General features: G+C 72.1%; 16 protein-coding genes and 3 tRNA genes. 5 read left to right on the forward strand and 14 right to left on the reverse strand.

Annotation, left to right across the window (positions count from 1 at the left end; genetic code table 11):
• Positions 1-238: 238 nt before the first annotated feature.
• Complete coding sequence (locus AB0L74_RS20405) at positions 239-829, reverse strand: TetR/AcrR family transcriptional regulator (protein WP_365653933.1); 591 nt, start codon at positions 827-829, stop codon at positions 239-241.
• Positions 830-939: 110 nt separating this feature from the next.
• On the opposite strand from AB0L74_RS20405, the gene AB0L74_RS20410 reads away from it, so the two are divergent.
• On the forward strand, positions 940-1572 hold the full coding sequence (locus tag AB0L74_RS20410; RefSeq protein WP_365653936.1) for an NAD(P)H-binding protein: 633 nt from the start codon (positions 940-942) through the stop codon (positions 1570-1572).
• Positions 1573-1609: 37 nt separating this feature from the next.
• Here AB0L74_RS20410 and AB0L74_RS20415 read toward each other — a convergent pair whose 3' ends face one another.
• The 6 genes from AB0L74_RS20415 to AB0L74_RS20440 all read right to left on the reverse strand — a co-directional run bounded on the left by AB0L74_RS20415 (position 1610) and on the right by AB0L74_RS20440 (position 4462).
• Positions 1610-2665 carry a UDP-N-acetylmuramate dehydrogenase gene (locus tag AB0L74_RS20415; protein WP_365653939.1) on the reverse strand — a complete coding sequence of 352 codons (1056 nt, stop codon included), beginning with the start codon at positions 2663-2665 and terminating at the stop codon, positions 1610-1612.
• A gap of 323 nt (positions 2666-2988) precedes the next feature.
• Positions 2989-3417, reverse strand: coding sequence for a MaoC family dehydratase (locus AB0L74_RS20420; RefSeq protein ID WP_365654275.1), 429 nt, complete (start codon positions 3415-3417; stop codon positions 2989-2991).
• 8 nt (positions 3418-3425) lie between these two features.
• A complete protein-coding gene (locus tag AB0L74_RS20425; RefSeq protein WP_365653942.1) occupies positions 3426-3878 on the reverse strand; it encodes a MaoC family dehydratase N-terminal domain-containing protein in 453 nt (150 codons plus the stop codon).
• Between the two features lie 136 nt (positions 3879-4014).
• A complete protein-coding gene (gene rpmG / locus AB0L74_RS20430; protein ID WP_003948671.1) occupies positions 4015-4179 on the reverse strand; it encodes a 50S ribosomal protein L33 in 165 nt (54 codons plus the stop codon).
• An 88-nt stretch (positions 4180-4267) separates the two neighbouring features.
• A tRNA-Met gene (locus AB0L74_RS20435) sits at positions 4268-4340 on the reverse strand.
• 49 nt (positions 4341-4389) lie between these two features.
• A tRNA-Thr gene (locus tag AB0L74_RS20440) sits at positions 4390-4462 on the reverse strand.
• A 270-nt stretch (positions 4463-4732) separates the two neighbouring features.
• On the opposite strand from AB0L74_RS20440, the gene AB0L74_RS20445 reads away from it, so the two are divergent.
• Together AB0L74_RS20445 and AB0L74_RS20450 are read left to right on the forward strand one after the other, a co-directional pair.
• Positions 4733-5995 (forward strand): amidohydrolase family protein, encoded by a 1263-nt coding sequence (locus tag AB0L74_RS20445; RefSeq protein ID WP_365653946.1) that lies wholly within the window; start codon positions 4733-4735, stop codon positions 5993-5995.
• A gap of 255 nt (positions 5996-6250) precedes the next feature.
• A complete protein-coding gene (locus AB0L74_RS20450) occupies positions 6251-6907 on the forward strand; it encodes an NAD(P)H-binding protein (protein ID WP_365653949.1) in 657 nt (218 codons plus the stop codon).
• A 195-nt stretch (positions 6908-7102) separates the two neighbouring features.
• On the opposite strand, the gene AB0L74_RS20455 is transcribed toward AB0L74_RS20450, so the two are convergent.
• Together AB0L74_RS20455 and AB0L74_RS20460 are read right to left on the reverse strand one after the other, a co-directional pair.
• On the reverse strand, positions 7103-7324 hold the full coding sequence (locus AB0L74_RS20455) for a hypothetical protein (protein WP_365653952.1): 222 nt from the start codon (positions 7322-7324) through the stop codon (positions 7103-7105).
• Positions 7325-7781: 457 nt separating this feature from the next.
• Positions 7782-7863, reverse strand: a tRNA-Tyr gene (locus tag AB0L74_RS20460).
• A 222-nt stretch (positions 7864-8085) separates the two neighbouring features.
• On the opposite strand from AB0L74_RS20460, the gene AB0L74_RS20465 reads away from it, so the two are divergent.
• On the forward strand, positions 8086-8574 hold the full coding sequence (locus AB0L74_RS20465) for a YajQ family cyclic di-GMP-binding protein (protein ID WP_029383630.1): 489 nt from the start codon (positions 8086-8088) through the stop codon (positions 8572-8574).
• 264 nt (positions 8575-8838) lie between these two features.
• Here AB0L74_RS20465 and AB0L74_RS20470 read toward each other — a convergent pair whose 3' ends face one another.
• On the reverse strand, positions 8839-9105 hold the full coding sequence (locus AB0L74_RS20470; RefSeq protein WP_365653955.1) for a GlsB/YeaQ/YmgE family stress response membrane protein: 267 nt from the start codon (positions 9103-9105) through the stop codon (positions 8839-8841).
• Positions 9106-9368: 263 nt separating this feature from the next.
• On the opposite strand from AB0L74_RS20470, the gene AB0L74_RS20475 reads away from it, so the two are divergent.
• The gene (locus AB0L74_RS20475; RefSeq protein ID WP_365653958.1) at positions 9369-10622 is read left to right on the forward strand and encodes an APC family permease; all 1254 of its coding nucleotides are present in this window, start codon (positions 9369-9371) and stop codon (positions 10620-10622) included.
• Positions 10623-10915: 293 nt separating this feature from the next.
• On the opposite strand, the gene AB0L74_RS20480 is transcribed toward AB0L74_RS20475, so the two are convergent.
• From AB0L74_RS20480 to htpX, 4 genes are all read right to left on the reverse strand, one after another.
• Complete coding sequence (locus AB0L74_RS20480; protein WP_365653961.1) at positions 10916-11428, reverse strand: hypothetical protein; 513 nt, start codon at positions 11426-11428, stop codon at positions 10916-10918.
• A 24-nt stretch (positions 11429-11452) separates the two neighbouring features.
• Positions 11453-12523, reverse strand: a complete 1071-nt coding sequence (locus AB0L74_RS20485) for a MerR family transcriptional regulator (protein WP_365654278.1) — start codon at positions 12521-12523, stop codon at positions 11453-11455.
• Positions 12524-13129: 606 nt separating this feature from the next.
• Positions 13130-13522: a YccF domain-containing protein gene (locus AB0L74_RS20490; protein ID WP_365653964.1), complete on the reverse strand. Its 393-nt coding sequence runs from the start codon at positions 13520-13522 to the stop codon at positions 13130-13132.
• Entirely contained in the window at positions 13519-14382 is an 864-nt protein-coding gene (gene htpX, locus AB0L74_RS20495) for a zinc metalloprotease HtpX (protein WP_365653967.1), read from the reverse strand. The genes AB0L74_RS20490 and htpX overlap by 4 nt, the downstream gene beginning before the upstream one ends.
• Positions 14383-14586: the final 204 nt, after the last annotated feature.

A 14586-nucleotide genomic window follows, 5' to 3' on the forward strand; every position in this document is an offset into this window, starting at 1 on the left:
CCGTCCTCGGAACGGCGCGGAATCGGTCGGCCAAGAACGTTCCGGTGTTGACGCGCCAACCGCTGCGGGCGGCCACCCCCCGACACGCCCCTCCCCGCCGCGGGCGCCCGCGGGTGGCACGCCCACTCCGGGCGCGCCGCGGGCGCGCGAAGCCGCTAACCGCGGGCAGTCGTTGCCTCCCCCAGTGCCCGAACGGCCTGGGAGGTGCCCCCAGGCGCCCGGGGGATCGCATCCGTCGTCAGGTGATCCCCGCCAGGAGGGTCCGCGCCAGTCGGCGGGCGAAGTCGTCCGCGGGTGGCCGTCCGGTCGTCGCGTCGTAGGCGAACGCCCGCTGCGCGCAGGCGCCCAGGAGGAGGGAGGCGGCGGCGAAGGTGTCGGCGTCGGGGCGGATCCGGCCGGCGTCCCGTTCCGCGCGGAGGTAGGTGTCCAGGCCCTCGATCGGCAGGTGCGGCCCGATGCCCATCTCCCGCATCGCGTCGTCGTGCCGCCGCTTGAGGCTCGTCTCGGCGTACAGGGACGCGGCGATCGGAAAGCTCTGCTCGTAGAAGAGGGCGGCCCGGCGGGCGATCTCGGTGAGGTTCTCCTCCAGGGTGCCGTGGCCCGGTTCGGCGGTGAGGGCGTTCAGCAGCGGGCTCAGCCGTGGCAGCCGCTCCGCCAGGACCCGGATGAACAGTTCCTCCTTGCTCGCGAAGTGCTTGTAGAGCGCCGCTTCGGAGCACTCGGCCGCCCGGGCGATCTCCTTCGTCGTGGCGCGGGCGAGCCCCACGGTGAGCATCAGCTCGTGGGCGGCGTCCAGGATGCGCTCCCGGGCCGGCTTGGCGGAGTCCATGGCCGCTCCAAGGAACCTTGACGGGTGGGTGAGTGCTTACTCACCATAGGGGAGAGTCAGGGTGAGTGAGTGCTCACCCACCTTGGTCGCTGTGGTACCCGGGGGTATGCGTGAAGCTCACCGTTTTCGGCGCCACCGGCGGTGTCGGGCGGGAGATCGTCCGGCAGGCGCTGCGGGCCGGCCACCAGGTCACGGCGGTCGTACGGGATCCGTCGCGGCTGCCGGTGACCGGGACGGGTCTGGAGGTGTTCCGCGCGGACGTCAGCGACTGGGAGGCGGTCCGGCCCGCGGTGTCGGGGCGGGACGCGGTGCTGTCCGGGCTCGGCGCGCGCAGCCGCAAGGACGCGGGGATCGCGACCCGGCTGACGCGCGCGGTGCTGGCCGCGCTGGACGCGGAGGGGGTGCGGCGGCTGGTGGTGGTCAGCGCCGCGCCGGTCGGCCCGGAGCCGGAGGGCGCGGGGCTGCTGGACCGGGGGCTGCGCGGCGTCGTCTCCGCGGTCCTGAAGGACGTCTACGCGGATCTGCGGGCGATGGAGGCCGAGCTGGCCCGCAGCGGCACCGACTGGACGGTCGTCCGTCCGCCGCGTCTGCTGGACAGGCCGGTCACCGGCCGCTACCGGACCGTCGTCGGGGGCTTCCCCGCCAAGGGCCGTGTGCTGGGCCGCGCCGATGCCGCCCACGCCATGCTGGCGATGACCGAGGACGCGACGACGGTGGGACAGGGCGTCGGCGTGGCGTACTGACCGGCGGGCGGCCGCCCCGGCGGGGTCCGCCGCGGCACTAGAGACTGACGCCGACCGTCACCGGCTCGTTGACCAGGGTGACCCCGAAGGCGTCGCGGACGCCGGCGACGACCTCGCGGGCCAGGGCGAGCAGATCCTCCGTCGTCGCGCCGCCCCGGTTGGTGAGGGCCAGGGTGTGCTTGGTGGAGATGCGGGCGGGGCCCGCCCCGTAGCCCTTGATGAAGCCGGCCTTGTCGATCAGCCAGGCCGCGGAGGTCTTCGTGCGGCCCTCGCCGGCGGGGTAGGCGGGCGGCTCCGCGCCGTCGCCGAGGCGCTCGCGCACACGGGCGCGGAAGGCGGCGAACTCCGCGTCGGTCAGGATGGGGTTGGTGAAGAAGGAACCGGCCGACCAGGTGTCGTGGTCCTCCGGGTCCAGGACCATTCCCTTGCCGGCACGCAGCTTCAGGACCGTGTCGCGGGCCGAGGCGAGCGGTACGCGGTCACCCGGGGCGACGCCGAGGGCGCGGGCCGTCTCGGCGTACTTCAGGGGGCCCGACATGCCGTCCGCGTCCTCCAGGCCGAAGCGGACCCGCAGGACGACGTACCGCTCCGGGTCGGCCTTGAAGCGGCTGTGGCGGTAGGAGAAGGCGCACTCGGCGTTGGTGAGGGTGACCGTCTCGCGGGCCCGGCGGTCGTAGGCGACCACCTCGGTGATCGTGGCGGAGACCTCCTGGCCGTACGCCCCCACGTTCTGGATGGGGGTCGCGCCCGCCGAACCGGGGATTCCGGCGAGGCACTCGATGCCGGCGAGCCCGGCCTCGACCGTGCGGGCGACGGCGTCGGTCCACACCTCACCGGCGGCCAGCTCCAGCGTCGTGCCGTCGAGCGTGAGGCCGCGCGTGGCGATGTGCAGGGCGGTGCCGTCGAAGCCCTTGTCGCCGATGACGAGGTTGGAACCGCCGCCGATGAGCAGCAGCGGGGTGCCGGTGTCGTCGGCCTCGCGGACGGCCGTGATCACCTCGTCGTCCGTCGTCGCGGTGACCAGCCGGGTCGCGGGGCCGCCCAGCCGGAAGGTGGTCAGCGGGGCGAGGGGGGCGTCGTGGAGTTCCTGCACGCGCCCAAGACTACGAGACGGCACCGACAGCCCCGTGCCGTGTACGCGGGAGCGCCCGGGGCCCGGCGACGCTGGTGCTCGCGAGGGCCCAGACCGCTCCCCCGCGCTTGCGCTCTGGGTGTGGAGTCCACGATCCACACGTCGTCGTGCCACAGGTCGGTGTCCCGGGCGTCAGCCTCGGCGGACGGCCCCATCGCCGCGTTCCTGCCAGAGAGTCATCGATCTCGACGTACGGCGCCGACGCGAGGGCTTCGAGGTTTGTCGTCACAAACGAACCCACGAGGCCCTCGCTTCATGCGTTCGAGGACTCCGGACTTACTCGTCTAGGCCAGCCGCACGACCGCGCGGGACATCCCGAGCACCTTCCGGCCGTCGCTGGTCGCCGTCAGGTCGACGCGGACGGTGTTGTCTTCCAGCTTGGCCGCGACCTTCCCGCTGACCTCGATCACGGCGCCCTGGTCGTCGTTGGGGACGACGACAGGCTTGGTGAAGCGGACGCCGTACTCGACGACCGCGCCGGGGTCGCCGGCCCAGTCGGTGACCACGCGGATCGCCTCGGCCATGGTGAACATGCCGTGCGCGATCACGTCGGGCAGGCCGACCTCCTTGGCGAACTTCTCGTTCCAGTGGATCGGGTTGAAGTCGCCGGAGGCGCCCGCGTACCGCACGAGGGTGGCGCGGGTCACCGGGAAGCTCTGGGCGGGCAGTTCGGTGCCGACCTCGACCTCGGCGTAGGAAATCTTCGCCGTCATGGGGTTGCTCACGCCTCCTCCGCCGCGCGGGCGACCAGCTTCGTCCAGGCGGTCACGACGTGCTCGCCCGCCTCGTCGTGGACTTCGCCGCGGATGTCCAGGATGTCGTTGCCGGCCATGGACTTGACCGACTCGATGGTCGAGGTGACCGTCAGCCGGTCACCGGCGCGCACCGGGCGGCGATAGGCGAACTTCTGGTCGCCGTGGACCACCCGGCTGTAGTCCAGGCCGAGCCGCGGATCCTGGATGACCTGTCCGGCCGCCTTGAACGTGATGGCGAACACGAACGTGGGCGGGGCGATCACATCGGGGTGGCCGAGCGCCTTGGCGGCCTCCGTGTCCGTGTAGGCCGGATTGGTGTCCCCTACCGCCTCGGCGAACTCACGGATCTTCTCCCGGCCCACCTCATAGGGCTCGGTGGGCGGATAGGTCCGCCCGACGAAGGACTGGTCGAGCGCCATGGGCTCGGCACCTCCTGCTGTCTGCTGTGGTTGACCGAATCCGGTCGTCGCCCGGCCGGCCGGAAGGCGGCCGGGCGACGACCGAAACGACGTGAGGCCGCCCCCGGGTGGGGACGGCCTCACGTACGAGCCTGTTTTATCGCGTTTCGCGGTGCGCGGTGTGCGCGTTGCAACGCGGGCAGTGCTTCTTCATCTCCAGACGATCCGGGTTGTTACGCCGGTTCTTCTTGGTGATGTAGTTCCGCTCCTTGCACTCCACGCAGGCCAGCGTGATCTTCGGGCGGACGTCGGTGGCAGCCACGTGAGTGCTCCTTGACGAACGGGTGGACTGATATAACGCAAGAAGAGTAGCCGATCGAAGGACCGACCCCGCAATCGGCTACTAAGAGTAGCGGTGACCGGACTTGAACCGGTGACACAGCGATTATGAGCCGCTTGCTCTACCGACTGAGCTACACCGCTTTGATGCGATCCGGACCCCCGTCTCGCGACGGGGAACCTTCCGCACCAGAGCCCCAAAACGGAATCGAACCGTTGACCTTCTCCTTACCATGGAGACGCTCTGCCGACTGAGCTATTGGGGCGAGCGATGAAGACATTACACGGTCAGCAGCCCTACTCCCAAATCCGTTCCCCGGCTCCCGCCGCGCCCGGTTCTCCGGGCACACCCGGCGGCCCCGCCGCCCCGGCCGTCCCGCCCGCTCCGGCGCCGCCCGGCTCCCGCCCCCCGCGCGGCGGAGCACACCGGTACGACTATTGCGCCCCTGCGCCCTCCCGCGTGATCACCGCCCTAGGCTCGTCTCACTCTGCGTGATCTTGCGTCCCCCTGTGCAGCCCCGAGCCCGAGGAGCGCGATGCCCGACAGCCGGCCGCAGCCGCCGCCCCACTCGCCGAACTCGTCGGGCCCGGCCGCGCGCGGCCCGCTGCTGCTGTCGGGGGCCCGGCTCACCGACGGCCGGACCGTGGACGTACGGCTGTGCGGCGGGCGCATCGAGGCGGTCGGCACCGCGGGCAGCCTGACGGCGGGCACCGCGCCCGGCACCGGCACGCGTGTGGACCTCACCGGCTACCTGCTGCTGCCCGCCCCCGCCGACCCCCACGTCCACGGCGACACCGCGCTCACCGCCGACGCCGGCGGCCCGGTCTCGTACGAACCCGGGGACGTCCAGCGCCGCGTCACGGAAGCGGCGCTGCTCCAGCTCGGGCACGGGGTGACCGCGCTGCGGGCCCATGTGCGCGTGGACGGCGTACGGGGGTTGGGTGCCCTGACCGCCGTACTCCGGGCGCGGCGCTCGCTGCGCGGGCTGGCCGGGCTGACGACGGTGGCGATGCCGAGGGTGCTGACCGGGGTGGCCGGGGCCGACGGGCGGGCGGTGCTGCGGGACGCGCTGAAGGCGGGCGCCTGTGCGGTGGGCGGGTGTCCGGACCTGGACCCGGATCCGACCGGCTACGTGGAGACGGTCCTGGAGGCCGCCTCCGAGTACGGCTGCCCCGTCGACCTGCACACGGACGCCGCCGACCCGGCCCGCCTGGCCCGGCTGGCGGCGATGGCGGGCGGGCTGCGCCCCGGGGTGGCCCTCGGCCCGTGCGGGGGCCTGGGCCGGCTGCCCGCGGAGGTGGCCTCGCGGACCGCCGACCGGCTGGCGGCGGCCGGGGTGGCGGTGGTGTGCCTGCCGCAGGGCGGCTGCGGCGGCGTCGACCGCCGCGACGGCACGGCACCGGTACGGCTGCTGCGGGCGGCCGGGGTACGGGTCGCCGCGGGCAGCGGCGCCCTGCGGGACGTGAGCAACCCGGTGGGGCGCGGCGATCCCCTGGACGCGGCGTACCTGCTGGTTTCGCGCCACGGGCTGTGCCCTGAGGACGCGTACGACGCCGTGAGCGCCTCGGCGCGGGCGGTGCTCGGCCTGCCCGAGGTGCGGGTGGAGGCGGGCTTCCCGGCCGAGCTCCTGGCGGTGCGCGGGGACCGGCTGTCGGCGGCGCTGTCGCTGGCGTACAGCCGGATCGTGGTCCACCGGGGGCGGGTGGTGGCGCGCACCAGCGCGGTACGGGAGTACGGCGACGCGTCGACGGCGGCGGAACTGGGGCTGCCCCGGCAGGGGCGGGCGGAACCGGACTGAGCCCGTCCGGGGGAGCGCGGTGCCGAGTGCGCGGCCGGGCGCCGGCTGCCGTACGGCGTGCGGGCCGAGGCCGGGTCCCGGGCCGCCGGGGACGCCGGGGACCGTGCGGGAGGTGCGGAAGGAGCCGGAGAGGGTGCCGGAGGGGTGCGGGGGCGGGCATACCTCGGGGGCGGCCGAGGTCCCGTCCCGGGGGCCGGGCTCGCACCGCCGGTGACCGTGCGGCGGAGGGCGTCTTCGGGGCGTACGGTCGAAGACATGCGCATTGTCATCGCTGGTGGTCATGGTCAGATCGCGCTGCGGCTGGAGCGGCTGCTCGCCGCGCGCGGGGACGAGGCCGTGGGTCTCATCCGCAAGCCGGAGCAGGCGGACGACCTGCGCCGGGCCGGTGCCGAGCCGGTCGTCCTCGACCTGGAGTCGGCGACGGTCGAGGAGGTCGCGGAGCGGTTGCGGGGCGCCGACGCGGCCGTCTTCGCGGCGGGCGCGGGCCCGGGCAGCGGAGCGGACCGCAAGGAGACGGTGGACAAGGCGGCGGCGATCCTGTTGGCGGACGCCGCGGTACGGGCCGGGGTACGGCGCTTCCTGGTCGTGTCCTCCATGGGCGCCGATCCGGCCCACGAGGGCGACGAGGTCTTCGACGTGTACCTGCGCGCCAAGGGCGAGGCGGACGCGTACGTCCGCGGCCTGGACGCCCTGGACTGGACGATCCTGCGGCCCGGTCAGCTGACGGACGACGCGGGCACCGGCCTCGTACGCCTGGAGGCGCACACGGGCCGGGGACCCGTTCCACGCGACGACGTTGCCGCCGTCCTCGCCGAGCTGGTGGACACCCCGGCGACGGCCGGGCTGACCCTCGAACTCATCGGCGGGTCGGCGCCGGTGTCGGTCGCGGTGAAGTCGGTGGCGGGCAACTGAGGGCCGGGCGGCGGACGTCGGGGTCCCGGCCGCTCGGAAGGGGTCGCCGCGGCGGACGTACGCGGCACCCGCGACCGGCGGGGGCCGGCGGCCCGGCCGGGTCTCTCGCGGGGCGGGGCGTGACGGGGTGTGGCGAAGCGGAATCGGGTCGACGCCGGAGTTGAGCCGGGAGGAGACCGGGGGTGTGGGCCAGGGTCAGAACAGGGGCATCTGACCGGGGAAGTCGCGGACGGCGTACCCGTCCAGCGACGGCTGTACGGCCCCCAGTTGGGCCGGCCTTCGGGATCCCGGACAGGACGTCAGCTCACCGCTCGCCCGCGCGCCGGGCGGATCGTGGCGCGCGTACCGCCCGGCGACGACCGCGATCTCTCGGCGGCACTCGGGGCAGGTCCTGCGGCGGGAGGACGTGGAGGGCATGCGGTCAGTGTGCCGCGGGCGGGGGTGAGGAAGGACCCGGTGACCCGGTGGGCGAGGCGCGCGGCACCATGTGCCGAAGCCGTGGGCTGCCCTGTGTCCACGGACCGCCGGGCGGAGTTCTTCGCTCCGGTGCTGCACCGGATGCGTGCCGTGGCGGGCGACTGCGGGATGACCGAGGAGTTCCCTGTCCATGCTGCTCAGCGTGGTCCGCGGAGAGCCGCGTCCGGGCAGTTCCTGACGCCTGCCCTCAGATGGCTGCCGGACCGGCTCGGAGGGCGCGGGGCGCGCGACCGGAGCGGAGCGGTCCTGCCGGGTCCGGAGGCCGCTCTGCCCGACGACCGTGCCCGCCATGAGTCGCCACACCGGTGAAGCAGCCTCGCACCGTGCGCGGGCCGAGCAAACGAAGAGACCCCCTCCGTTCTGCGTTTCCGCAGTTCGGAGGGGGTCTTCCCCAGTGTGGCGGCGCTAGGATTCGAACCTAGGAAGGCTGAGCCGGCAGATTTACAGTCTGCTCCCTTTGGCCGCTCGGGCACACCGCCGGGGTAGCTGCCCTTCGAACCGCCTTTCGGCGGTGCTCCGTGGCAACGACGTAAACAATACCCGATGTGGAGGGGTGCTTCGCCACCCGGTTGATCGTGGGCCCGGAGGTCGGGGGGTGGCTAGGCTTGTCCGGATGCGGCCGGGGAAGCCCCGCGGGCTCGGTCGCCGTCCACGTACGCCGTACGCACCGATACGCACCCTGATACAAGGAGCCACAGGACATGGCCGACTCCAGTTTCGACATCGTCTCGAAGGTCGAGCGGCAGGAGGTCGACAACGCCCTCAACCAGGCCGCCAAGGAGATCTCGCAGCGCTACGACTTCAAGGGCGTGGGTGCCTCGATCTCGTGGTCCGGCGACAAGATCCTCATGGAGGCCAACTCCGAGGACCGGGTGAAGGCTGTCCTCGACGTCTTCCAGTCCAAGCTGATCAAGCGTGGTATCTCGCTGAAGGCCCTGGAGGCCGGCGAGCCGCAGATCTCCGGCAAGGAGTACAAGATCTTCGCGACGATCCAGGAGGGCATCTCCCAGGAGAACGCGAAGAAGGTGGCGAAGATCATCCGTGACGAGGGCCCGAAGGGCGTGAAGGCCCAGGTCCAGGGCGAGGAACTGCGCGTCAGCTCGAAGAGCCGTGACGACTTGCAGGCCGTGATCGCCCTGCTGAAGGGCAAGGACTTCGACTTCGCGATGCAGTTCGTCAACTACCGGTGACCGGCTGAGCTGCCGGCCGGCCTGCGCCAACGCCGCCAGGCCCCTGCGTCGGCACGGGGAGGGCCGCCGCCGGGACCGGCCGGCCTCACGGCCCCGGCGGCGGCCCTCTCCGTCTCCTCTGGTCCCTTCGTCCGTGTGCGGGCCGGGCCGGCCCCGGCCGGACCGAGGCGGGCTCTTGGCGGGGCGGGGTCATCGCAGGCTCTCGGGGCGCGGTGGGGAGTCGGCGCTTCCGGCATGTCCTTCTTCCGGCCGCGTCCGGACGGGTCAGTCGCGGGAGTGGCCGAAGAGGAGTCGGTAGGCGATCAGCAGGACCAGCGACCCGCCGATCGCCGCCGCCCAGGTGGCGCCGTCATAGAAGTCCCGGGTGATCGGGTGGTCCAGCCAGCGGGCCGATAGCCAGCCGCCGACGAACGCACCGGCGACTCCGATGAGCGTGGTGCCGATGATCCCGCCCGGGTCGCGGCCCGGCAGCAGGAACTTGGCGATGGCTCCGGCCAGGAGCCCAAGGATGATCCAGCTGATGATCGTCATGCGGTGAACCTGCCTTTCCCGCGCGGCCGCGTCCTTCCGGCGTTGCGAGTCACTGCGCTCTTACGGTCGTTGGGGGTCGGTCATCGGTCTCGGTCGCCGGTTCGCCGGTTGTCGGTTTGCCGGTTGTCGCATCGGGTGCCGGTCGCGGGGCGCTGTGGCCGTGGTCGGTTCGTGGTGGTCGGCTGTCGTGTGTTCATGCTCTCTTGGTGACGGAGACGTCACGCTCGCATCTGGTGGTTGCGCTCGTCAGTAGGGTGCGAGCCATGACACCTGCGGGTTCGGAACTGCGGCGCACCCTGGGCGTGCGGGATGCCGTGGTCGTCGGGCTCGGCTCGATGCTCGGAGCCGGAGTCTTCGCCGCACCGGCGCCCGCGGCGCGCGCGGCAGGGTCGGGGCTGCTGCTCGGGCTGGCGCTGGCCGCCTTGGTCGCCTACTGCAACGCTTCCTCGTCGGCACGGCTGGCCGCCCTGTACCCGGCTTCCGGTGGCACGTACGTGTACGGGCGTGAGCGGCTCGGGGAGTTCTGGGGGTATCTGGCGGGCTGGTCGTTCGTGGTCGGCAAGACGGCTTCCTGCGCCGCCATGGCGCTCACCGTGGGCGCGTACGTCTGGCCGGGGCACGGGCGTGTGGTCGCGGTCGCCGCCGTGCTGGTGCTGACCGCGGTGAATTACGGCGGCGTCCAGAAGTCGGCCTGGCTGACGCGGGTCATCGTCGTGGTCGTGCTGGCTGTCCTCGCTTCCGTGGTGGCGGTGTGCCTCGGGTCCGGGCGGTCCGACGCCGGGCGCCTGGGCGTCCAGGGGTGGGAGGGCGCTTCGGCGGGCGGAGTGCTGGAGGCGGCGGGGCTGCTGTTCTTCGCGTTCGCGGGCTACGCGCGCATCGCGACCCTCGGCGAGGAGGTGCGGGATCCCGCACGCACCATCCCCCGTGCGATTCCGCTGGCCCTGGGCATCGCACTGGTCGTGTACGCGGGTGTCGCGGTGGCCGTCCTCTCGGTGCTGGACCCGGGCGGTCTCGGGCAGGCGGCCGCGCCGCTGGCCGACGCCGTGCGGGCGGCAGGCGTGCCAGAGCTGGCGCCGGTGGTGCGCGTGGGCGCCGCCGTGGCCGCCCTGGGCTCCCTGCTGGCTCTGATTCTGGGCGTCTCGCGCACGACGCTGGCCATGGCGCGCGACCGCCATCCGCCCGGAGCACTGGCCGTCGTGCACCCGCGTTTTCAGGTGCCGCACCGGGCCGAGCTGGTGGTGGGGGCGGTCGTCGCAGCCCTGGCCGCCACGGTGGACGTGCGCGGCGCGATCGGCTTCTCCTCCTTCGGGGTGCTGGCGTACTACGCGGTGGCCAACGCGTCGGCCTGGACGCTGGAACGGGCACCGGCGACCCGCGTCGTTCCGGCCGTGGGGCTGGTCGGGTGCGTGGTGGTGGCGGTCTCCCTCCCGGCGGCCTCGGTGGCCGTGGGCGCGGGTGTGCTGGCGGTGGGCGCGGGCGCGTACGGGGCGCGGCGGTGGGCGGCATCGAGTCGTTGACCGGACCGCGGAGAGACACGCCGGACCGGAGCGCGTCCCCCGCTCGGCCCAGTCGGTAGGCGTTGCGCAGTCCGAGAACGAATGAGCGCAACGGAGTTGAACGAGCGATCCCGTGACGTCCGCGCTATCCAGCTCCCGCGGTGGGGGCGGGTGGCGGCGGACCCAGGTGCCGCGCCCTGGCTGGTCTGGCTGGTCTGGCTGGTCTTCGATGAGGAGGGGAAGGTCGCGCTGCCCGTCCGCAGGTTCGCGATCGACTTCATCGCCCGGGACAACCGGACCGGCCGCGTCCGCGGCTACGCCTGCGATCGCCCGGGATGGGAGGCTCTCTTGGCGGTGTCCCGTTGGGTGATGGCTTCAGCCACCCGCTCGATGGCGGTACGCAGCAAGGCACCGTAAGCATCCTGCGGCAAGTCCGGGGCATGCTGTTGGGCCGCGTTGATGTGCTGGGCGGCGGCGTCGAAGGATCCGAGCCGCCGGTAGTCGTCGGCGAGGTTGAGGTGCAGCGACGGATAGAAGCCGGCGATCTGAAGGCTGGCGTGATGCTCCTGTACGCGCTGATCGGTCAGGGCGTCGGCCGCGTCCAGGGCCCGGACGTCCCAGGCGAGGGCTTGGGCGGGGTCGTCGTAGAGGTCTGCCATGTGGTGCGCGAGGGTGCAGCGGTGCAGTGGGTCGCCGGTGACGCCGATCGTGGACCAGAGGTCTTGGAGTTTCTGGCGGGCGGTGACGATGTCTCCGGCTCGTCCTTCGGTGACGGCCTGGCCGACGGCTTCCATGGTCGCGTCGGGGCCGGGGGGAAGAGCGGTCATGGGCGTGGTCCTCGTCTTTCCTGCTCAGGCGGAGCGGTCGTGTTTGACGGGCATGGCCACGGTGGTGAGATCGCCGCGGTCGGCGGAGCGGATCGTGACGGGTTGGTCAGGTCCTCGCAGGTCGAGCATCACGTCGGGGCCGATGGCGGTGCTGACGGCTGGAAAGAGCGTGGTCAGCTCGAAAGAGATGTGGAGGGCGCGTCCCGTCACGGCGGCCGGGAGCGGAAGGCCGGGGTGCTCGTCATCGGCTGCCAGAACCTTCAGGCCGCGGTGGGACACCCGCAGCGAGAGTCGCGCACCTGGATGTTCTTCCAGGACGCGCAGGAGCAGAGCTTTCGAGACCGTCACACGGGTCACAGCCTCGGACAGTGACGCGAGCATCAGCCGGTGGTCGGGGAACTCCTCTGGCAGCAGTTGGCAGTACTGGTCTTCCCGGCCCGCCATACGCAGCCAGATTCCGTGCGGCGTGGCGTCGACTCGCACCAGCACACTGCGGCGGATCTCACTGACCGCGGCCCGCAGCTCGTCGCCGTTGACCGTGGCCGCCCATGTCGTGGCTGCCGGCTCGGCAGGAACCAGTGTTCGTGTCGAGAGCCGGTAGCGGTCGGTCGCGGTCAGCGTGACCGCTTCCTGGGTCGCCTCGACGCGTAGTCCCCCGAGTACCGGCATGTCCGGATCGCGGGCGGTCGCGGTCAGGACCTGCTCGATCGCGTCAGCCAGCACGGGACCCTTCAGCACTGCGACCGGCAGACACGGCTCGTCGGAGAGCGATGACTTGATCAGAGCGGCCTTCTGCCGCGCCGCATTCGCGTCTCCCAGGACCTTCGCGACGTGCTCGTCGATCAGGCGAGACGCTTCACCAGGCTCGGCGTCGAGGACTGCCTCGACGGCGGTGAGGGGCATGGCGATCTCACGGAGCTGACGAAGCTCCACTGCCCGTGCTACCTGGTCAGCGGTGTAGTAGCGGTAACCCGAGACTGGGTCGATCTCTGCGGGGGGCACGAGCCCGGAGTCGGCGTAGAACCGCAAGGCGCTGGACGTCAGACCAGTGCGCTGGGCAAAGATCCCGATCGGCATCAGCTCAAGGTTTGGCACCCATCCATCGTCGAGCTTCAACTGACTCGAAGGTCAACACCGACCACGTGTGCCGACGGCCTCATGGCCCGTGTCAGCGGGCCTGCTTACCGCACGGCCACCTCGTCTGCGTGCTGACGACGGCTGGCGTCCGCCGAGTGCGGGGGTGCATCGACCACGGGAGGCGTATGCGGTCGGCCGGGGGCCGGGCGGGGTGATGGTTCGCGGGTCTGCCGATGTCCCGTACCGCTCGGGCGGTCCTCGGCGGACGAGGGCTGGCGGGCCTGTCGGCGGGCGCGGGAAGGTGGTGCAGGCCCGTGCGCGGGTGCGGGTGAACTTCTGACGGCGCCCGCGCCGGCGTCTGCCGGGGAACTCGGGACGGCACCCGTGTCGGCGTGTGCTCGCTGTCGGTCATGGATTCATGATGCGAGCCACCGCTGACGGCCGCTCGGGGCTGTGGATAACCCGGGGCTTGTGGAAAAAGGCCGTCGGCGAGACGGCTTGAGACGGGCAGCGGCACGGGGCCCATGGCCGTGGCGGTGGCCGTGACCGCGCGTCGCTCCAGGGGAGAGGGCCTACGGGCCCTGGATGCCCACCGTGGACGCACCGGCGGCCGGCGGCGTCCGGTCAGCGGGCCGTGAACGGCTGATCCGTCCGGACGATCTCACGGCCGAGCGGAAGCAGGGAGACCGGGATCAGCTTGAAGTTGGCGACGCCCAGGGGGATGCCGATGATCGTGACGCAGAGGGCGATGCCGGTGACGATGTGCCCGAGGGCCAGCCACCAGCCGGCGAGGACGAGCCACAGGACGTTGCCGATGCAGGACGGGGCTCCGGCGTCACGGCGTTCGACCGTCGTGTAGCCGAAGGGCCACAGGGCGTAGACACCGACGCGGAACGCGGCGATCCCGAAGGGGATGCCGATGACGGTGACGCACAGCAGCACGCCGGCCAGCAGGTAACCGAGGAACAGCCAGAAGCCGCTCAGGACGAGCCATATGACGTTGAGGATGGTCTTCACTGCGAGTGACCTGCCATCTTCTCGAGCCGGGCGATGCGGTCCGCCATCGGCGGGTGGGTGGAGAACATCTTCGACAGCCCCTGACCCGGGCGGAACGGATTGGCGATCATCATGTGGCTGGCGGTCTCGATCCGGGGCTCCGGGGGCAGCGGGAGCTGCTTGGTACCGAGTTCCAGCTTGCGCAGGGCGCCGGCCAGGGCGATCGGGTCGCCGGTGAGCTGGGCGCCCGCGGCGTCGGCCTCGTACTCCCGGGAGCGGCTGATGGCCAGCTGGATGAGCGAGGCGGCGAGCGGACCCAGAATCATGATCAGCAGCATGCCGAGGAGGCCGGGACCGTCGTCGTCATCGGAGCGTCCGATGGGGATCAGCCAGGCGAAGTTGACCAGGAACATGATCACAGAGGCGAGGGCGCCGGCGACCGAGGAGATCAGGATGTCGCGGTTGTAGACGTGACTGAGCTCATGGCCGATGACGCCGCGCAGCTCCCGCTCGTCCAGCAGGCGCAGGATGCCGTCGGTGCAGCACACGGCGGCGTTGCGGGGATTGCGGCCGGTCGCGAAGGCGTTGGGCGCCTCGGTCGGCGAGATGTAGAGCCGGGGCATGGGCTGGCGGGCCTGGGTGGAGAGCTCACGGACCATGCGGTACAGACCGGGCGCCTCGAACTCGCTCACCGGGCGGGCCCGCATCGCCCGGAGGGCCAGCTTGTCGCTGTTCCAGTACGCGTAGGCGTTGGTGCCCAGTGCGATCAGGACGGCGACGACGAGCCCCGCTCGGCCGAAGAAGCCGCCGATGACGATGATGAGGGCGGACAGTCCCCCGAGGAGTACTGCGGTCCTGAGCCCGTTGTGCCGGCGGTGCACGGTACGCCCTCCAAGTGGTGCAGCAGGGGAACCCTTTGCTTGGCGCTCTCGCTTGCTGGTCTTGCTGTCCGGTCTCCGATGCCACCGGTGCCGTGGTGTCACGTCCAGTGGACCCTCCCGTACTGGTCAACGCCAGGCGAGGACCACCAGTTCCCTGGTGCGTACGGCGGTGCGAGCGCGCCGTACGGGTGACGGCGGGCGGTG

The organism is Streptomyces sp. NPDC052020 (assembly GCF_040680575.1).
Taxonomy (GTDB): domain Bacteria; phylum Actinomycetota; class Actinomycetes; order Streptomycetales; family Streptomycetaceae; genus Streptomyces.

Coding starts and splice junctions, on each gene's coding strand:
- AB0L74_RS20455 (WP_365653952.1), bottom strand. CDS start 7,324: ATGCCCTCCACGTCCTCCCGCCGCAGGACCTGCCCCGAGTGCCGCCGA.
- AB0L74_RS20470 (WP_365653955.1), bottom strand. CDS start 9,105: ATGACGATCATCAGCTGGATCATCCTTGGGCTCCTGGCCGGAGCCATC.
- AB0L74_RS20405 (WP_365653933.1), bottom strand. CDS start 829: ATGGACTCCGCCAAGCCGGCCCGGGAGCGCATCCTGGACGCCGCCCAC.
- AB0L74_RS20480 (WP_365653961.1), bottom strand. CDS start 11,428: ATGACCGCTCTTCCCCCCGGCCCCGACGCGACCATGGAAGCCGTCGGC.
- AB0L74_RS20465 (WP_029383630.1), top strand. CDS start 8,086: ATGGCCGACTCCAGTTTCGACATCGTCTCGAAGGTCGAGCGGCAGGAG.
- AB0L74_RS20445 (WP_365653946.1), top strand. CDS start 4,733: ATGCCCGACAGCCGGCCGCAGCCGCCGCCCCACTCGCCGAACTCGTCG.
- AB0L74_RS20420 (WP_365654275.1), bottom strand. CDS start 3,417: ATGACGGCGAAGATTTCCTACGCCGAGGTCGAGGTCGGCACCGAACTG.
- AB0L74_RS20450 (WP_365653949.1), top strand. CDS start 6,251: ATGCGCATTGTCATCGCTGGTGGTCATGGTCAGATCGCGCTGCGGCTG.
- AB0L74_RS20425 (WP_365653942.1), bottom strand. CDS start 3,878: ATGGCGCTCGACCAGTCCTTCGTCGGGCGGACCTATCCGCCCACCGAG.
- AB0L74_RS20475 (WP_365653958.1), top strand. CDS start 9,369: ATGACACCTGCGGGTTCGGAACTGCGGCGCACCCTGGGCGTGCGGGAT.